Origin of the sequence: Streptococcus sp. LMAG:39 (assembly GCF_008680485.1) — a bacterium.
Classification (GTDB): Bacteria; Bacillota; Bacilli; order Lactobacillales; family Streptococcaceae; genus Streptococcus; species Streptococcus pasteurianus.
The window spans coordinates 265,793-282,863 of the sequence record NZ_NALE01000001.1 but is presented as its reverse complement, the minus strand read 5'-3'; the positions used below and the strand labels follow the sequence as shown (position 1 = coordinate 282,863).

The 17,071-nt window shown below is 37.9% G+C and carries 17 protein-coding genes and 2 tRNA genes; all 19 read left to right on the top strand.

Features of this window, described 5'->3' with window-relative positions:
• Positions 1–91 precede the first annotated feature (91 nt).
• The 19 genes from carB to CCC20_RS01315 all read left to right on the top strand — a co-directional run bounded on the left by carB (position 92) and on the right by CCC20_RS01315 (position 17,014).
• On the top strand, positions 92–3,271 hold the full coding sequence (gene carB / locus CCC20_RS01405) for a carbamoyl-phosphate synthase large subunit (protein WP_003065347.1): 3,180 nt from the start codon (positions 92–94) through the stop codon (positions 3,269–3,271).
• A gap of 247 nt (positions 3,272–3,518) precedes the next feature.
• On the top strand, positions 3,519–4,748 hold the full coding sequence (locus CCC20_RS01400) for an efflux RND transporter periplasmic adaptor subunit (RefSeq protein WP_003065344.1): 1,230 nt from the start codon (positions 3,519–3,521) through the stop codon (positions 4,746–4,748).
• Positions 4,748–5,458 (top strand): ABC transporter ATP-binding protein, encoded by a 711-nt coding sequence (locus CCC20_RS01395; protein ID WP_013852002.1) that lies wholly within the window; start codon positions 4,748–4,750, stop codon positions 5,456–5,458. Before CCC20_RS01400 ends, CCC20_RS01395 begins: the two co-directional genes overlap by 1 nt.
• Before the next feature lie 11 nt (positions 5,459–5,469).
• A complete protein-coding gene (locus tag CCC20_RS01390; RefSeq protein WP_048791323.1) occupies positions 5,470–6,702 on the top strand; it encodes an ABC transporter permease in 1,233 nt (410 codons plus the stop codon).
• Between the two features lie 84 nt (positions 6,703–6,786).
• Positions 6,787–7,377 carry a TVP38/TMEM64 family protein gene (locus CCC20_RS01385; protein WP_013852000.1) on the top strand — a complete coding sequence of 197 codons (591 nt, stop codon included), beginning with the start codon at positions 6,787–6,789 and terminating at the stop codon, positions 7,375–7,377.
• A gap of 18 nt (positions 7,378–7,395) precedes the next feature.
• The gene (locus CCC20_RS01380) at positions 7,396–8,145 is read left to right on the top strand and encodes a class I SAM-dependent methyltransferase (protein ID WP_013851999.1); all 750 of its coding nucleotides are present in this window, start codon (positions 7,396–7,398) and stop codon (positions 8,143–8,145) included.
• Between the two features lie 176 nt (positions 8,146–8,321).
• The gene (locus CCC20_RS01375) at positions 8,322–8,729 is read left to right on the top strand and encodes a hypothetical protein (protein WP_003065328.1); all 408 of its coding nucleotides are present in this window, start codon (positions 8,322–8,324) and stop codon (positions 8,727–8,729) included.
• A 28-nt stretch (positions 8,730–8,757) separates the two neighbouring features.
• A complete protein-coding gene (locus tag CCC20_RS01370; RefSeq protein ID WP_003065325.1) occupies positions 8,758–9,015 on the top strand; it encodes a hypothetical protein in 258 nt (85 codons plus the stop codon).
• Positions 9,016–9,281: 266 nt separating this feature from the next.
• A complete protein-coding gene (gene rpsP / locus CCC20_RS01365) occupies positions 9,282–9,554 on the top strand; it encodes a 30S ribosomal protein S16 (protein ID WP_003065322.1) in 273 nt (90 codons plus the stop codon).
• A gap of 24 nt (positions 9,555–9,578) precedes the next feature.
• On the top strand, positions 9,579–9,827 hold the full coding sequence (locus tag CCC20_RS01360) for a KH domain-containing protein (protein ID WP_003065320.1): 249 nt from the start codon (positions 9,579–9,581) through the stop codon (positions 9,825–9,827).
• Between the two features lie 234 nt (positions 9,828–10,061).
• Positions 10,062–10,133, top strand: a tRNA-Gln gene (locus CCC20_RS01355).
• Positions 10,134–10,163: 30 nt separating this feature from the next.
• Positions 10,164–10,235: transfer RNA gene (locus tag CCC20_RS01350), tRNA-Glu, on the top strand.
• Between the two features lie 81 nt (positions 10,236–10,316).
• Positions 10,317–10,835 (top strand): ribosome maturation factor RimM, encoded by a 519-nt coding sequence (gene rimM / locus CCC20_RS01345; RefSeq protein WP_012962097.1) that lies wholly within the window; start codon positions 10,317–10,319, stop codon positions 10,833–10,835.
• Entirely contained in the window at positions 10,825–11,562 is a 738-nt protein-coding gene (gene trmD / locus CCC20_RS01340) for a tRNA (guanosine(37)-N1)-methyltransferase TrmD (RefSeq protein WP_058692184.1), read from the top strand. The genes rimM and trmD overlap by 11 nt, the downstream gene beginning before the upstream one ends.
• 51 nt (positions 11,563–11,613) lie before the next feature.
• A complete protein-coding gene (locus CCC20_RS01335; protein ID WP_058692185.1) occupies positions 11,614–12,126 on the top strand; it encodes a GrpB family protein in 513 nt (170 codons plus the stop codon).
• Positions 12,127–13,137, top strand: coding sequence for an NAD(P)/FAD-dependent oxidoreductase (locus tag CCC20_RS01330; RefSeq protein ID WP_058692186.1), 1,011 nt, complete (start codon positions 12,127–12,129; stop codon positions 13,135–13,137).
• 252 nt (positions 13,138–13,389) lie between these two features.
• Positions 13,390–14,139 carry a DeoR/GlpR family DNA-binding transcription regulator gene (locus CCC20_RS01325; protein ID WP_003065305.1) on the top strand — a complete coding sequence of 250 codons (750 nt, stop codon included), beginning with the start codon at positions 13,390–13,392 and terminating at the stop codon, positions 14,137–14,139.
• Positions 14,136–15,047, top strand: a complete 912-nt coding sequence (gene pfkB / locus CCC20_RS01320) for a 1-phosphofructokinase (protein WP_058692187.1) — start codon at positions 14,136–14,138, stop codon at positions 15,045–15,047. The genes CCC20_RS01325 and pfkB overlap by 4 nt, the downstream gene beginning before the upstream one ends.
• On the top strand, positions 15,044–17,014 hold the full coding sequence (locus tag CCC20_RS01315) for a PTS fructose transporter subunit IIABC (RefSeq protein WP_003065302.1): 1,971 nt from the start codon (positions 15,044–15,046) through the stop codon (positions 17,012–17,014). The genes pfkB and CCC20_RS01315 overlap by 4 nt, the downstream gene beginning before the upstream one ends.
• Positions 17,015–17,071: the final 57 nt, after the last annotated feature.

The following is a 17,071-nucleotide window of genomic DNA, read 5'->3' as shown; positions in this document are numbered from 1 at the left end:
GAACAAACCATACAAGCTGTGCCAAAAGATAATCTTTAGAAATAGATGTTATCGTGTTTTTTATTGCTTGTCTGGCTTTGTATCATAGATTATGCCAAAACGTACAGATATTAAAAAAATTATGGTGATTGGTTCTGGTCCGATTATTATTGGTCAGGCAGCTGAATTTGACTATGCAGGAACACAAGCTTGTCTTGCTCTTAAAGAAGAAGGGTACAGCGTTGTTCTTGTCAACTCAAACCCAGCGACAATCATGACAGATAAAGAAATCGCAGATCAGGTTTATATCGAACCGTTGACACTCGAATTTGTCACACGTATTATCCGTAAAGAGCGTCCAGATGCACTCCTTCCAACGTTGGGGGGACAAACTGGTCTTAATATGGCAATGGAGTTGTCAAGAGCTGGAATCCTTGATGAACTTGGTGTTGAGTTGCTAGGTACAAAACTATCAGCGATTGATCAGGCTGAGGACCGTGATCTTTTCAAACAATTAATGGAAGATCTCAATCAACCAATTCCAGAATCTGAAATTGTCAATACTGTTGACGAAGCGGTTGCCTTTGCAGAATCAATTGGTTACCCAGTTATCGTACGTCCTGCCTTTACTCTCGGTGGTACAGGTGGCGGTATGTGTGATAACGAAGAAGAACTTCGTGAAATCGCTGAAAATGGTTTGAAATTATCACCAGTAACGCAATGTTTGATTGAACGTTCTATTGCAGGATTCAAAGAAATCGAATACGAAGTTATGCGTGATGCTGCCGACAACGCCCTTGTGGTTTGTAATATGGAAAACTTCGACCCAGTTGGTATCCATACTGGGGATTCAATCGTATTTGCACCAACACAAACTCTTTCAGACATTGAAAACCAAATGTTGCGTGATGCAAGTTTGAGCATTATTCGTGCCCTTAAAATCGAGGGAGGATGTAACGTTCAGCTTGCTCTTGACCCAAATAGCTTCAAATATTATGTTATTGAAGTTAACCCACGTGTGTCACGTTCATCAGCTCTTGCCTCGAAAGCAACTGGTTATCCAATCGCAAAATTGGCTGCCAAAATTGCCGTTGGCTTGACGCTTGATGAAATGGTTAACCCAGTTACTGGAACAACTTATGCTATGTTTGAACCAACCCTTGACTATGTGGTTGCCAAAATTCCACGTTTCCCATTTGATAAATTTGAAAATGGTGAACGTCGTCTAGGGACACAAATGAAAGCGACTGGTGAAGTTATGGCTATCGGTCGTAATATCGAAGAATCGCTTTTGAAAGCTTGTCGTTCACTTGAAATCGGTGTTTACCACAATGAAATAGCTGACTTGGCAGAAGTTTCAGATGATGAATTGGTTAATAAGATTGTTCGTGCGCAAGATGACCGTTTGTTTTACCTTTCTGAAGCCATCCGCCGTGGATACACTATCGAAGAACTATCTAAACTAACAAAAATCGATCTTTTCTTCCTTGATAAATTGCTCCACATCTTTGAATTAGAACAAGAGTTAGCGAGTCATGTCGGAGATGTTGACGTTTTGAAAGAAGCTAAACGCAATGGTTTTGCTGACCGTAAAATTGCATCACTTTGGAACATGACTGCCGATGATGTGCGTGCCATTCGTACTGAAAATAAAATCATTCCAGTTTATAAAATGGTTGACACGTGTGCAGCTGAGTTTGAATCAGAAACACCATATTTCTACTCAACATATGAGTGGGAAAATGAATCAGTCAAATCAGACAAAGAATCAATCATTGTTCTTGGTTCAGGTCCAATTCGTATTGGGCAAGGGGTTGAATTTGACTATGCAACTGTTCACTCAGTTAAAGCTATTCAAGCAGCTGGATATGAAGCCATCATTATGAACTCAAATCCAGAAACGGTATCAACAGACTTCTCAATTTCTGATAAACTTTATTTCGAGCCATTAACATTCGAAGATGTTATGAATGTTATTGAACTCGAACAACCAAAAGGTGTTATCGTGCAATTTGGTGGTCAAACAGCTATCAATTTGGCAGAACCGTTGTCTAAAGCTGGTGTTGCTATCCTTGGTACACAAGTTTCTGACCTTGACCGTGCTGAAGATCGTGACCTCTTTGAGCAAGCTTTGAAAGAATTGGATATTCCACAACCACCGGGACAAACTGCGACAAATGAAGAAGAGGCGGTTGAAGCTGCACGTAAGATTGGCTTCCCAGTTCTTGTTCGTCCATCATATGTACTTGGCGGACGTGCTATGGAAATCGTAGAAAATGAAGAAAATCTTCGTTCTTACATGCGTACAGCTGTTAAAGCTAGTCCAGACCACCCAGTCCTTGTTGACTCATATATCGTTGGTCGTGAATGTGAAGTAGATGCGATTTCTGATGGTAAAGATGTCCTTATCCCAGGAATTATGGAACATATCGAACGTGCAGGGGTTCATTCGGGTGACTCAATGGCAGTTTACCCACCTCAAACATTATCTAAGAAAATCCAAGATACAATTGCTGATTACACAAAACGTTTGGCGATTGGATTGAACTGTTTCGGTATGATGAACATTCAATTTGTTATCAAAGATGAAACAGTTTATGTTATCGAAGTTAACCCTCGAGCTAGTCGTACAGTGCCATTCTTGTCTAAAGTGACTAACATTCCTATGGCGCAAGTTGCAACGAAATTGATTCTTGGACAAACTCTTGCTGACCTTGGATATGAGGATGGGCTTTACCCAGAATCTGATTATGTACATGTGAAAGCACCAGTTTTCTCATTCACAAAATTAGCTAAAGTTGATAGCCTCCTCGGTCCTGAAATGAAATCAACTGGTGAAGTTATGGGATCAGACCAAACGCTTGAAAAAGCTCTTTACAAAGCCTTTGAAGCTTCATACTTCCATTTGCCATCATTTGGTAATGTTGTTTTCACAGTTTCTGATGATGCAAAAGAAGAAGCACTTGGTTTGGCGAGACGTTTTGCTGATATCGGATACAGCATTTTTGCTACACAAGGTACAGCCAAATATTTTGCTGAGAATGGTTTGATGTCAACCATTGTCAACAAACTTGGTGAAGATGATGAGAACGATATTCCAGCCCTTGTTCGTACAGGAAAAGTTCAAGCTATCGTCAATACTGTTGGAACAAAACGTACGCTTGACGAAGATGGTGCAACAATTCGTAGCTCTGCTATTGAACACGGTATTCCTCTCTTCACTGCACTTGATACAGCAGATGCCATGATTCGTGTCCTGGAAAGTCGTGGATTCACAACACAAGCTATCTAATACAATACATTTAGTTATAGAAATAAGAAGCTGAGCTAACGCTCAGTTTCTTTTGTTTAGCCATAAATTTTTCTACCAAATAGCTTCAAAATTTCTACTTACAAAACTGTAAGTTTATTGAGAAACGTTTTTCTTATAATAAATACGAAAGATGTTTTTTACATTTTATTCTTGACAGTAAAATACTAAAAACGTATAATTGTCTTATCGCAACAATACAAATATACAAAAGAAAAAGAGGAAGATTATGCCTAGAAGAAGTAAAGCGAAAATGTCTAAAAAGACTAAAGGGATTATTGGAGCTGCGGCAGCTTGTTTTGTTGTTGCAGGTGCAGCTCTGCTTTGGTGGCAACAAACCAAAACATCAGAGTCAACCGTTGAAACAACCTACGATACCACAACTGTAACAGAAGGCACCATTTCATCATCAACTTTGTTGACTGGTACAGTTAAAGCTTTCCAAGAACAATACGTTTATTATGACAGCAGTAAAGGAACTGAAGCTAGACCAACGGTATCAGTAGGTGACCAAATTACTACTGGTCAACAATTGGTTCAATACGACACTACAACAGCCCAAGCGGCTTATGACACAGCTGTTCGTAATTTAAATAAAGTTGGACGTCAGATTAATTACCTTAAAACATATGGTAATCTACCGACAACATCGACAACGACAGATGAAGAAACTGGTGAAGAAAAAACTGTTACTACACCACCAACAGCCCAACAAAATGCTGAATATAACCAACAACTGCAAGATTTAAATGATTCTTATGCAGATGCACAAGCTGAGGTTAATAAAGCACAACAAGCTCTTAACGAAACAGTCGTTGTGAGTGATGTGTCTGGTACAGTTGTTGAAGTTAATAATGACATTGATCCATCATCTAAAAATAGTCAAACCCTTGTTCACGTAGCAACAGAAGGTCAATTACAAATCAAAGGGACATTGACTGAATATGATTTGGCTAATATCAAAACAGGACAAAATGTCAAAATCAAATCTAAAGTTTATCCAGACCAAGAATGGACTGGTACCATTTCATATGTTTCTAACTATCCAAATCAATCTGATGATTCAACCGGAACAGGCGGCTCAAGTTCATCTTCAGGGTCAGCTTCTTATGATTATAAAGTTGATTTGACTGGTGATATTTCTAATCTTCAACAAGGATTCACAGTATCTGTAGAAGTTGTTAACGAAAATAAAAATAAACTTGTGCCAGTTGATGCTGTTGTCAATGAAGGTGATAAAGACTACGTTTGGGTTTATGATAAGGACAGTCAAAAAGCAAGTAAAGTTGAGGTGGCACTTGGAAGTGCTGATGCCAAACAACAAGAAATCTTGAGTGGTTTAGAAGTTGGTCAAATCGTTATTTCTAACCCAGATAGCAGTTTGAAAGATGGAGAAAAAGTTTCTAATGTTACTTCTGATGATACAGCCACTACAGAAGAATCAGAGGTGAGCGAGTAGTGACAGAAGAAAGAAAAGTTTTAATTCAACTCAAAGATATTGTCAAGTCCTACCGTAATGGCGATCAGGAGTTGCAAGTTCTTAAAGGGATTGACTTGACAGTTTATGAAGGAGAGTTCCTAGCGATAATGGGACCTTCTGGTTCAGGGAAGTCAACCCTTATGAATATTATTGGTTTACTTGATAGACCAACTTCTGGCGATTACAGTTTAAATGGAACACAAGTCGAAGACTTGAAAGAAAAAGAATTGGCTAAAGTGAGAAATGAAGAAATTGGATTTGTTTTTCAACAGTTCTTCCTACTTTCAAAATTAAATGCTTTGCAAAATGTTGAGCTTCCACTTATTTATGCTGGGATTGGTGTTTCAAAACGCCACCAACTTGCTAAACAGTTTTTAGACAAAGTTGACCTAGGTGAGCGTATGAAGCATTTACCTTCTGAATTATCTGGTGGACAAAAACAACGTGTTGCCATTGCGCGTGCTTTGGTTAATAATCCTTCGATTATTTTGGCGGATGAACCAACAGGTGCCCTTGATACGAAAACCAGTGAACAGATTATGCAGCTATTGACAGAACTTAATCGTGAAGGTAAAACCATTGTCATGGTTACTCACGAGCCAGAAATTGCAGATTTTGCGACACGTAAAATTGTTATTCGTGATGGTGAAATCACAAGAGATACGACAGATAGTGTTAGGATTGACTAAGGAGGAAGATTATGGAAAACTGGAAATTCGCCCTTAGTTCAATCATGGGGCACAAGATGCGCTCATTCTTAACAATGTTAGGAATTATTATCGGAGTTGCTTCGGTTGTTGTTATCATGGCGTTGGGGCAAGGAATGACCAAACAAATCACAGATATGTTTTCTGCTGATACACGTGACATTGAGATTTATTATGTTGCTAAGGATTCTGATAGTAAAGGTATTTTTGACGATGATATTGAAACAACATCATCAGACCAAGGTCCTAAAATTCAGGAAGAATGGTTGCAAAAAATCACTTCTGATGTCTCAGGAGTTCAAAACTATTACTTGACGAATGGTACGACTGCAACGGTTTCGCTTAATAAGAAAAAAGCCAAAAATGTTAACATTATAGGTGTTAATAAGACTTATTTTGATGTTAAAAAATACAAGGTTGTAGCTGGAAGAAATTTCCGTTCGGATGATTATGAGCATTTTTCACGTATCATTATGCTTGATACGAAATTAGCTGTGAAATTATTTGGTACGAATGATAATGCCTTAAATAAGCAGGTTTCAGTCGGTTCTAAATCATACTTAGTTGTTGGTGTTTATAAAGATCCGAATTCTGGTTCAGCTCTCTACGGAATGAGTTCAGGTGGTAATGCTGTCATGACAAATACACAATTAGCTGCTGAGTTTAATGTTAACGAAATTGAGACAGCATATGTTCATGTTAATGATGCGACGCAAGCAACAACCGTTGGAACGGAAGCTGCCAAAATGATGACACAAGTATCAGGTGTGAAAACAGGTCACTTTACCATTTTTGATATGTCTAAACAGATTGCTGAAATTAATTCAGCTTATGGCATGATGACAACAGTTATTGGTGCGATTGCTGGTATCTCGTTGTTGGTTGGAGGTATTGGGGTTATGAACATCATGCTTGTATCTGTTACCGAACGTACACGTGAAATCGGTTTACGTAAAGCTTTGGGAGCAACACGTAGGAAAATTTTGACGCAATTTTTAATTGAATCAATGGTATTGACTCTCCTTGGTGGGCTGATCGGTTTAGGTTTGGCAGCTGGTTTGACAAGCATTCTTAATAGCAATATGGCTGATATGAAACCATCTATTTCATTTAACGTAGCAATAGGAAGCCTTCTTTTCTCCGCTTTGATTGGTATGGTCTTTGGTATTTTACCAGCAAACAAAGCAAGTAAACTTGATCCAATCGAAGCATTACGTTATGAATAATAATAGCATTAATACAAAAATTGCTTAGACATTTAAAGAGCTGTCACCAGCTCTTTTTTTGAGAATGATGGAAGGGGTGATGTTATGTATGACACTTTAAAAAGAGTGATCAAGTTTTTAGGAATTTTTTCTATTATTCTAACCCTTTTGTGTTTGGTTTATCTTTTTAAACATTTAGATATTTTGAATAACCCTCATGCTTTAGCGGATGCTTTACGAGGTCATCTCTTTTGGGGAAGTATTATTTTTCTTCTGTTGCAAATTATTCAGGTGATTATTCCGATTATTCCAGGTGGGGTGACAACGGTAGTTGGTTTTATGGCTTTTGGTCCAATACTGGGCTTTATTCTCAATTATGTTGGCATTGTTATTGGGAGTATTATTCTTTTTCTATTAACACGCCGCTATGGGAAGCCATTTATTTTGCTATTTATGGAGGAGAAATTATTTGCTCGTTATGAGCGAAAATTAACGTCATCAACTTACGAAAAAGTCTTTGCTTTAAATATGGCATCTCCCATTTCGCCTGCGGATATTTTAGTTATGGTAACAGGCCTGTCAAAGATGACATTTAGGCGTTTTCTCTATATCATTCTGCTTTGTAAACCTATTTCTATCGTGGCTTATAGCTATTTCTGGATTTACGGTGGTCATTTCATTAAATCTTTTTTGTAATTTTGCTATAATAAAAGCATGACTATTGCGATTACGACAAGTTTGCGGGAAAATGTTGCTCTGCGTCAGCGAGCGCAAGCTATTGGCGAAAAACTTCATTTACCTGTTATTGAACGACGAAAACAATCAGTGACAAAGCTTTTACAGTCTAGAGAAGCGCTTCTTTTGGTTTATGAAAATGAGCTGCGCTTGGTCAATCAAGATGGTAGTGAGTTTGCTTTTCATCCTGATACTGCTATGTTGCGTATCAAGAGTGGGCATGACGCTTTATTGGCGTTATTGGGTGATGACAAGTTACAAATTCTTGATACAACGATGGGGCTTGCTAGCGATAGCATTGTTATGGCTTCAGCAGGCGATGATGTAACAGCGATAGAAAGCAATCCTCTTATCCACTTTATCGTTTCGGATGGCTTGACAACTTATTCATCAGAAAATCAACGATTAACAGCTGCTATGCGTTCCATTAAAACTTATTGTGCTGACAATATTACTTATATGAAATCGCTGTCTGATAAGTCATTTGATGTAGTTTATTGCGACCCAATGTTTTCTGATAGGATTTCAGAATCTAAAAACTTAGATGGTTTACGACAATTTGCCAATCCTAGCCCCTTATCTGATAGGTTTTTGATAGAAGCAAAGCGCGTGGCAAGAAAGAGAATTATTATAAAAGCCCATTTTAGGGATGATGTTTTTGAAAAATTTGGCTTTAAAAGGATTGTCAGACCCAATCAAAAATTTCATTATGGCATTATTGAGCTGTGACACGATAGTCAATAATGGAAGAGAGATTTGAGAGAGCTTGAAAGAATTGTTTCAGCTCTTTTTGTTTTAAAAATAATATTTTCAGATAATTATTATGCTTTTATACAATTTGATGCTATTTTAAATAAAAATATATTTACGTGAGTTACAATATAGATTTTTAGAAAGAGAATAAAATGAAAAGAAAAGTTGTTGCTTCGCTAATGTCATTAGCATGTCTTGTAATTGATGTTTTGGAAATAAATCAACTCAAAAATAAAAACGTGGTTGCTGACGATGTTGAAGTCAAGTCCTGCGAGACATCAAGTGATAATACGACCATAAATCGTTTAATCACGGTTTGGAAAGGAAAATCGCGAGAAGCGTTTGATAACTATTCTGCAGATTATTCGGACGAGCAGCGTATTGTTGCCGATGAAGAAGGTGGTATTTTGGCTTATGTTGATGGTTACGGTGATGAGGAAGAATTACAAATTAGTTATATTCAGTACGAAGACGGAAGTGTTCATGAGCTTGATTTAGAAGGCCCAGAATCAACGACAGTTGGCGAAGCTCGTCAGGTCTTATATCAATATTTAAAATAAACTAAGGAGAAGCTATGAAAAAAGAATCATGTTACCAATTGTTGGTGCTTTAGTGATTGTATCCGTTGGCACAGCTAAAACAATTGTGTCTGATGAATTGACAGCGTTACTTCCTAAAACTGTTGCCGAACCGATTACTTTACAGCTTGCTGAGGAGGAATATCAAAAAGATAATAGTTTTGTGGAGTTTTTGGATACTTATTGTTCAGATACTGATTTTGTCATTGGTTATCCTGATGAAGTGGGCGGAGGATTTTTGTTTAAAGACAAAAGTGAGTTCAGCTGATGAGCTATTGGTTGGATAACTTTTGGACGATGATGGCAATATTGTCTATCGAGATGACCAAGCAGTGACTGTTGTGGAAATAAAAGAAGCTATTTTGCGATCTCAACAATAATGCGCTCCTGCTTATTTTTAACCTTTCAAAAAAATTTAAAAGGTGTCAAGAAAAAAACTTGACACCTTATCTTTTTATGATATAATAAGTTAAGTTAGTTAGTAGCAGAGCTATTAACCAAAACAAAAAAATATAGAAAAGAGACTTTATACTAATGGCAGTAAAAATCCGTTTAACTCGTATGGGTTCTAAGAAAAAACCTTTCTACCGTATCAACGTAGCTGATTCACGTGCTCCACGTGATGGTCGTTTCATCGAAACAGTTGGTACTTACAACCCACTTGTTGAAGAAAACCAAGTAACTTTGAAAGAAGATCGTGTTCTTGAATGGTTGTCAAAAGGTGCACAACCTTCTGATACAGTTCGTAATATCCTTTCACGTGAAGGTGTTATGAAAAAATTCCACGAATCAAAATTCTCAAAATAATAGAGTACACTAAGAAGAAAGCCTATGGATACCATTGAAAATCTTATTATCGCTATTGTGAAGCCTTTGATTTCACAACCAGATAATCTTACCATTAAAATTGAAGATACACCTGAGTTTTTAGAATATCATCTTGATTTGGATGCACAAGACATTGGTCGTGTTATCGGTAAAAAGGGTCGTACCATTACAGCGATAAGGTCGATTGTCTATTCGGTACCAACTCAAGGTAAAAAAGTGAGACTCGTTATTGATGAAAAGGGAGAAGAGTAGTGATTTACTACTCTTTTTCTTGTTTTTTGGGGGGAGAAGTGTCATATTTATTGGAACTTGTTATTAGAAAATCTGAGATTGCAAATCATCATTATACGTTTTGAATGCTGACTAATGCGATTTAAACGTTAGCTTTAGTACTTTCAAAACGTTGGTAATCAAAATTTTTTCAAAAAAATTTAAAAAATGTATTGACAGAGAGTCAAATCTACGATAGAATATATCTTGTTGTTTTGGGGTATAGCCAAGCGGTAAGGCAAGGGACTTTGACTCCCTCATGCGTTGGTTCGAATCCAGCTACCCCAGTAAACCTCATTGGTTTTATACATTGATTTTGGTCCGTTGGTCAAGGGGTTAAGACACCGCCTTTTCACGGCGGTAACACGGGTTCGAATCCCGTACGGACTATCTTGACCAGTTGCAGAGCGCAGCTGGTTTTTTCATTGCTATCATGGTACAATGGTAAAGACTAAGTTAAGTGGAGTAAACATGAATTATTTTAATGTTGGAAAAATTGTCAACACACAAGGTCTCCAAGGTGAGATGCGCGTGTTGTCTGTGACGGATTTTACAGAAGAACGCTTTAAAAAGGGTTCAAAATTAGCGATTTTTGATGATAAAGACCGTTTTATTATTGAAGTTGAGATTGCTAGTCACCGTAAACAAAAGAATTTTGATATTGTTAAATTTAAAGGCATGTATCATATTAATGATATCGAAAAATACAAAGGTTGTACTTTAAAAGTTGCTGAGGAAAATTTATCTGACCTTGATGATGGTGAATTTTATTATCATGAAATCATTGGACTTGATGTTTATGAAAATGATGTTTTGATTGGTCAAGTTAAGGAGATTTTGCAACCTGGTGCTAATGATGTCTGGGTAGTGAAACGTAAAGGAAAACGTGATTTGTTACTTCCATACATTCCACCAGTTGTGCTTAACGTGGATGTTGCTGGCAACCGTATTGATGTTGACGTTTTGGAAGGACTTGACGATGAAGATTGATATTCTAACGCTCTTTCCAGAAATGTTTTCACCGCTTGAGCATTCGATTGTTGGTAAAGCTACTGAAAAAGGTCTGTTGGAAATCAACTATCATAATTTCCGTGAGAATGCAGAGAAGGCTCGTCATGTTGATGATGAACCATATGGTGGCGGTCAAGGAATGCTTTTGCGAGCACAGCCGATTTTTGATACCATTGATAAGATTGACGCTAAAAAGCCACGTGTGATTCTCTTGGACCCAGCAGGGCGTAAATTCGATCAAAGCTACGCTGAAGAATTAGCACAAGAAGATGAACTAATTTTCATTTGTGGGCATTATGAGGGCTATGATGAACGCATTAAAATCTTGGTTACCGATGAGATTTCTTTGGGCGATTTTGTTTTGACTGGTGGAGAATTGGCTGCGATGACGATTGTTGATGCGACGGTTCGTTTGATTCCTAATGTCCTAGGAAAAGAAGCTAGTCATCAAGATGATTCTTTTTCATCAGGGCTTTTGGAATTCCCACAATATACGCGCCCATATGATTTTCGTGGTATGAAAGTTCCAGATGTGTTAATGAGTGGGCATCATGAGAATATCCGAAAATGGCGTATTGAGCAAAGTTTGCGTAAGACGTTAGAACGTCGTCCAGATTTATTGGAAAATTATGTTTTTAGCAAGGAAGAAGAAGCTATTTTTCGAAAGATTCTCGCAGAGAAAGACGCGAAAGCTAAAAATATGTGATATAATAGGAGGCATGCGGACTGTATGTCTCTTTATTTTTGAGGAGGTTTCATGCGGACAGAAGAGGTGATTGTTCTTTCCTATCAAGAGAGTTGGAAAGATGATTTTGAAAAAATTGCGCAAGAGTTACGTGCTGTTCTTGGCGAGTTAGCTACTAGAATTGAGCATGTTGGAAGCACAGCCGTTGAAGGATTAGCAGCAAAGCCAATCATTGATATTGATGTTGTGATTGCTCAAGAGACGGCTTTATCTATGGTCATTGAAAAATTAGCAAGTATTGGATATGTTCATGAGGGAAATCTAGGGATTGAAGGCAGGGAAGCTTTTGCTTATTCTGGTAAAGAGCATTTGCAATGTCATCATCTTTATGTTTGTTCTGAAAATTCACTTGAGTTGAAACGGCACCTTGCTTTTCGTGATTATTTGCGCAGTCATCCTGGTGCAGTTGCGATTTATGGAGCAACAAAAATGAAAGCAGCGCAGCTATTTCCCAAAAATATCGAAAGTTACATGGCTTATAAAACATCAGTCATCGAAGAAATTTATAAGGAGTTGGAAAAATAAATGTCAGAAAATCGTGAAATATATGATATTACCGTTATTGGTGGTGGTCCTGCAGGGCTTTTTGCTGCTTTTTATGCAGGTATGCGTGGTGTTTCAGTGAAAATTATTGAAAGTTTGTCAGAACTTGGTGGGCAACCAGCTATCCTTTATCCTGAAAAAGCCATTTATGATGTGGCTGGTTTCCCTGAAATCACAGCAGCAGAGTTAACTGAAAATCTTATCAAACAATTAGAACGCTTTGAAGACCAAACAACGATTTGTCTTAAAGAAGAAGTTAAAACTTTTGAGAAAGAGGGCGATGTTTTCACTATTGAGACCAATAAAGGTCAACATTTTTCACGTGCGATTGTTATTGCCTGTGGTAATGGTGCATTTGCTCCCCGTACGCTTGGTTTAGAAGGGGAAGAAGAATACGCTGACAACAACCTTTTCTACAATGTTCATAAATTAGACCAATTTGCTGGCAAAGACGTTGTTATCTGTGGTGGTGGTGATTCTGCCGTTGATTGGGCAAATCATTTGGATGGCTTGGCTAAAAGCGTGACAATCGTTCACCGTCGTGATGCTTTCCGTGCTCACGAACATAGCGTTGAAGTGCTTAAACAATCAAATGTGAAAATCATGACACCGTACGTACCAGTTGCTTTGGACGGTGATGGTCAATTTGCTAACAGTTTAACGATTCAAAAGGTTAAATCAGATGAAACTGTTGAATTGCCATTAGATGCTTTGATTGTTAGCTTTGGTTTTTCAACATCAAATAAAAACCTTAAAAATTGGAACGTTGATTATAAACGTTCAAGCATTACGGTTTCGCCATTGTTTGAGACAAGTCAAGAAGGTGTTTATGCGATTGGTGATGCCGCTGACTATGAAGGTAAAGTTGCTTTGATCGCCTCTGGTTTTGGTGAAGCTCCAACTGCGATTAATCAAGCGATTAAATACATTTACCCTGACCGTGATAACCGTGTGGTGCACTCAACATCATTGATTAAAAACAAAGAAAAATAAAGCGAAACTCTTCTCACAAGTGATTGTGCTGACTCCAAAAAGTTGGATAACTAATTATTAAAAGGATTTAGTTCTGAATTGCACAGGCCTGAGTCCTTTTAGTTTGTGCCAAATTTTCCGATAGTCATTATTTTCCTACTTTTGAAAGTACTCCAACTAACTAGTGAAAAAATGATAGAATTTGATAGAAAATGCTTGACAATGGCAGAAAAAATAGTATAATTTTATCTGGAAACGATTTCAGTGGAGGTGATGAATATTCTTAAGTCTAAACGAAAACAATTAATTATGGAAAAATTGTCTCATGATAAATTTGTTAATCTTGAGGACTTAGTTAGCATGCTAGATACCTCGGAGTCCACTGTTCGTCGCGATTTGGATGAATTGGAGAGTGAGCGTAAGCTCCACCGAGTCCATGGTGGCGCAGAACTCCCTCCCTCACTTCAAGAAGAATTTACCAATCAACAAAAATCTATCAAAAACATTCAAGAAAAAATGTTAGTCGCTCAGAAAGCCGCTGATTTGATTGCTGATAATGAAGTTATTTTCATTGATGCAGGGACGACAAATGAGTTGCTACTCAACTATCTCTCCCAAGATAATTTAACGGTAGTTACCAATTCCATTCACCATGCTGCCAAATTGGTTGATAAAAACATTCAAACGATTATTATTGGCGGCCATGTCAAAAAAGCAACGGATGCTAGTATTGGAACGGTTGCGTATGAGCAAATCAAACAATTAAATTTTGATAAGGCTTTTTTAGGAATAAATGGTGTCGATGAGCAATTCTTAACAACACCTGATGTTGAAGAAGCGGTCATCAAGAAAACGGTTATTGAAAATGCCAGAAAAACATTTATTGTTACAGATTCATCAAAGATTGGTCACATTTCTTTTGCTAAGGTTGGTAAGGTTGAAAATGTCATTATCATTACCAATCAATCTAGTGGAGCACTGATGAAAAAAATAAAAGAAAAAACGAGGGTAATTGAAGTATGATTTACACAGTCACTCTTAATCCATCTATCGACTTTATTGTTCGCTTGGATAGTTTAGCACTTGGAAGTGTTAACCGCATGACTAGCGATGATAAATTCGCTGGTGGTAAAGGGATTAATGTTAGCCGTATCTTGAAACGTCTTGATATTGAAAATACAGCCACAGGATTTATCGGTGGATTTACAGGGCGTTTTGTGAAAGATGGCTTGGTAGATGAAGGTATTGCAACAAAATTTGTTGAAGTTTCTGAGGACACACGTATTAATGTCAAGGTTAAAGCGGGTGAAGAAACAGAAATTAATGGAGCAGGTCCACACATCTCAACAGAAAAACTTGAGGAATTAGAAGCTATTCTTGCTAGTCTTTCAAGTGAAGATACTGTTGTTTTTGCAGGTTCAGCACCAAGTAGCCTTGGAAACCAAGTCTATAACACATTGATTCCGATTGCTAAAAAAGCCGGTGCAGAAGTTGTTTGTGATTTTGAAGGACAAACACTTTTAGATGCCTTAAACTATCAACCACTTTTGGTGAAACCAAATAATCATGAATTAGCTGATATTTTTGGTGTTGAATTAAACGGTCTTGCTGATATTGAAAAATACGCCCGTGAAATTCTCGCTAAAGGTGCTAAAAACGTTATTATTTCAATGGCTGGCGATGGTGCATTGTTGGTAACACCAGAAGCAGCATACTTTGCAAAACCAATTAAAGGTATTGTCAAAAATTCTGTGGGTGCAGGTGATTCTATGGTTGCAGGATTTACAGGCGAATATGTCAAATCTGGCGACCCAATCGAAGCTCTTAAATGGGGTGTTGCATGTGGAACAGCAACAACATTCTCAGATGACTTGGCAACTGCCGAATTCATAAAAGAAACTTATCAAAAAGTAGAGGTAGAAAAAATATGAAAATTCAAGACTTGCTCAGAAAAGATGTCATGATTCTTGATTTGAAAGCAACTTCAAAAGAAGCGGCGATCGATGAAATGATCACAAGCCTTGTTGAACACGGTGTGGTAACTGATTTTGATACTTTTAAACAAGGTATCATGAACCGTGAAGCGCAAACATCTACTGGTTTAGGTGATGGTATTGCCATGCCTCACAGTAAAAATGCAGCTGTTAAAGAAGCGACTGTTTTGTTTGCTAAATCTGCTGCAGGTGTTGATTATGAAGCATTGGACGGTCAACCAACTTACCTATTCTTCATGATTGCAGCACCAGATGGCGCAAACGATACTCACTTGGCTGCTCTTGCTGAATTATCAAAATATCTTTTGAAAGATGGCTTTGCTGATCAATTACGTCAAGTGACATCAGCTGACGAAGTGATTGCAACATTTAACGCAGCAGAAGAAGATAACAAAGTAAAAGAAGAAGCGAAAGTTGCTCCAGTTTCAGATGATAAACCACTTATCGTAGCTGTTACGGCTTGTACAACTGGTATTGCGCACACTTACATGGCAGAAGAAGCCCTCATCAAACAAGGTGACGAAATGGGTGTCACTGTTCGTGTTGAAACAAATGGTGCTTCAGGTGTCGGTAATCGTTTGACTGCTGATGAAATTGCGCGTGCAAAAGGTGTTATTATTGCAGCTGATAAAGCCGTTGAAATGGCACGTTTTGATGGAAAAGCATTAGTATCACGTCCAGTTGCCGATGGTATTAAAAAATCTGAAGAATTAATCAATATCATTCTTGATGGTAAAGCAGAAACTTACACAGCTTCAGCTGGTGAAGCTTCGTCTTCAAGTGATACTAGTGAAAAATTAAGCCTTGGTGCTGCATTCTACAAACACTTGATGAGTGGTGTTTCTCAAATGTTGCCATTCGTTATTGGTGGTGGTATCTTAATTGCTATTTCATTCTTGATTGACCAATTTATAGGGGTTCCCAAAGATCAGCTGAGTCATCTTGGTAACTATCATGAAGTAGCTGCAGTTTTTAATCAGCTTGGTAATGCAGCTTTTGGCTTTATGATTCCGGTGTTTGCTGCTTACATTGCCTATTCAATTGCTGAAAAACCTGGTTTGGTAGCTGGGTTTACAGCTGGTGCTATTGCAACCTCTGGTCTTGCTTTTGGTCGTATCTCATTCTATAGTTTAGAAAGTGCAGCAAACCTTGCTGATAAACAAATTGCTTCAGGTTTCCTTGGTGCTCTTGTTGGTGGTTTCTTAGCTGGTGGTGTTATTCTTGTTCTTAAGAAAGCTCTTGCCTTCTTGCCAAAATCACTTGAAGGTATCAAATCAATCCTCCTTTACCCACTTCTTGGTGTATTGGTAACTGGATTCTTGATGCTCTTCATCAACATTCCTATGGCTGCTATTAATAGTGCACTTTATGATTTCCTTGATAGTTTGTCTGGTAGCTCTGCTATTATCCTTGGACTTATCCTTGGTGGTATGATGGCAATCGATATGGGTGGACCTTTCAATAAAGCCGCTTATGTCTTTGGTACAAGTAGTCTTACTGCAGCAGCTCTTTCAAATGGTGGTTCAGTTGTTATGGCGGCTGTTATGGCCGGTGGTATGGTTCCTCCTCTTGCAGTCTTTGTTGCAACACGTTTGTTTAAAGATAAATTTACAGCTGAAGAACGCGATGCTGGTTTAACAAATATTGTTATGGGACTATCGTTCATCACAGAAGGTGCAATTCCATTTGGTGCTGCTGACCCTGCTCGTGCTATTCCAAGCTTTATGGTTGGTTCAGCTGTAACAGGTGCTTTAGTAGGTGCATTTGGTATCAAATTGATGGCTCCTCATGGTGGTATCTTCGTCTTTGCATTGACAAGCAACTGGATTCTTTACCTTGTTGCCATTGTTATCGGTGCTATTATTTCAGGATTACTATTTGGTGCCCTTAGAAAAGCTAAATAATAAATTTTATTAATCTAACATTGAACTCCTTCGGGAGTTCTTTTTGTTATAGTTAAA

What these genes read in the sequence shown, in the direction of transcription:
- carB (WP_003065347.1), top strand. Translation starts at nt 92, where the DNA reads ATGCCAAAACGTACAGATATTAAAAAAATTATGGTGATTGGTTCTGGT.
- CCC20_RS01400 (WP_003065344.1), top strand. Translation starts at nt 3,519, where the DNA reads ATGCCTAGAAGAAGTAAAGCGAAAATGTCTAAAAAGACTAAAGGGATT.
- CCC20_RS01390 (WP_048791323.1), top strand. Translation starts at nt 5,470, where the DNA reads ATGGAAAACTGGAAATTCGCCCTTAGTTCAATCATGGGGCACAAGATG.
- CCC20_RS01385 (WP_013852000.1), top strand. Translation starts at nt 6,787, where the DNA reads ATGTATGACACTTTAAAAAGAGTGATCAAGTTTTTAGGAATTTTTTCT.
- CCC20_RS01380 (WP_013851999.1), top strand. Translation starts at nt 7,396, where the DNA reads ATGACTATTGCGATTACGACAAGTTTGCGGGAAAATGTTGCTCTGCGT.
- CCC20_RS01375 (WP_003065328.1), top strand. Translation starts at nt 8,322, where the DNA reads ATGAAAAGAAAAGTTGTTGCTTCGCTAATGTCATTAGCATGTCTTGTA.
- CCC20_RS01370 (WP_003065325.1), top strand. Translation starts at nt 8,758, where the DNA reads ATGTTACCAATTGTTGGTGCTTTAGTGATTGTATCCGTTGGCACAGCT.
- rpsP (WP_003065322.1), top strand. Translation starts at nt 9,282, where the DNA reads ATGGCAGTAAAAATCCGTTTAACTCGTATGGGTTCTAAGAAAAAACCT.
- CCC20_RS01360 (WP_003065320.1), top strand. Translation starts at nt 9,579, where the DNA reads ATGGATACCATTGAAAATCTTATTATCGCTATTGTGAAGCCTTTGATT.
- rimM (WP_012962097.1), top strand. Translation starts at nt 10,317, where the DNA reads ATGAATTATTTTAATGTTGGAAAAATTGTCAACACACAAGGTCTCCAA.
- trmD (WP_058692184.1), top strand. Translation starts at nt 10,825, where the DNA reads ATGAAGATTGATATTCTAACGCTCTTTCCAGAAATGTTTTCACCGCTT.
- CCC20_RS01335 (WP_058692185.1), top strand. Translation starts at nt 11,614, where the DNA reads ATGCGGACAGAAGAGGTGATTGTTCTTTCCTATCAAGAGAGTTGGAAA.
- CCC20_RS01330 (WP_058692186.1), top strand. Translation starts at nt 12,127, where the DNA reads ATGTCAGAAAATCGTGAAATATATGATATTACCGTTATTGGTGGTGGT.
- CCC20_RS01325 (WP_003065305.1), top strand. Translation starts at nt 13,390, where the DNA reads ATGAATATTCTTAAGTCTAAACGAAAACAATTAATTATGGAAAAATTG.
- pfkB (WP_058692187.1), top strand. Translation starts at nt 14,136, where the DNA reads ATGATTTACACAGTCACTCTTAATCCATCTATCGACTTTATTGTTCGC.
- CCC20_RS01315 (WP_003065302.1), top strand. Translation starts at nt 15,044, where the DNA reads ATGAAAATTCAAGACTTGCTCAGAAAAGATGTCATGATTCTTGATTTG.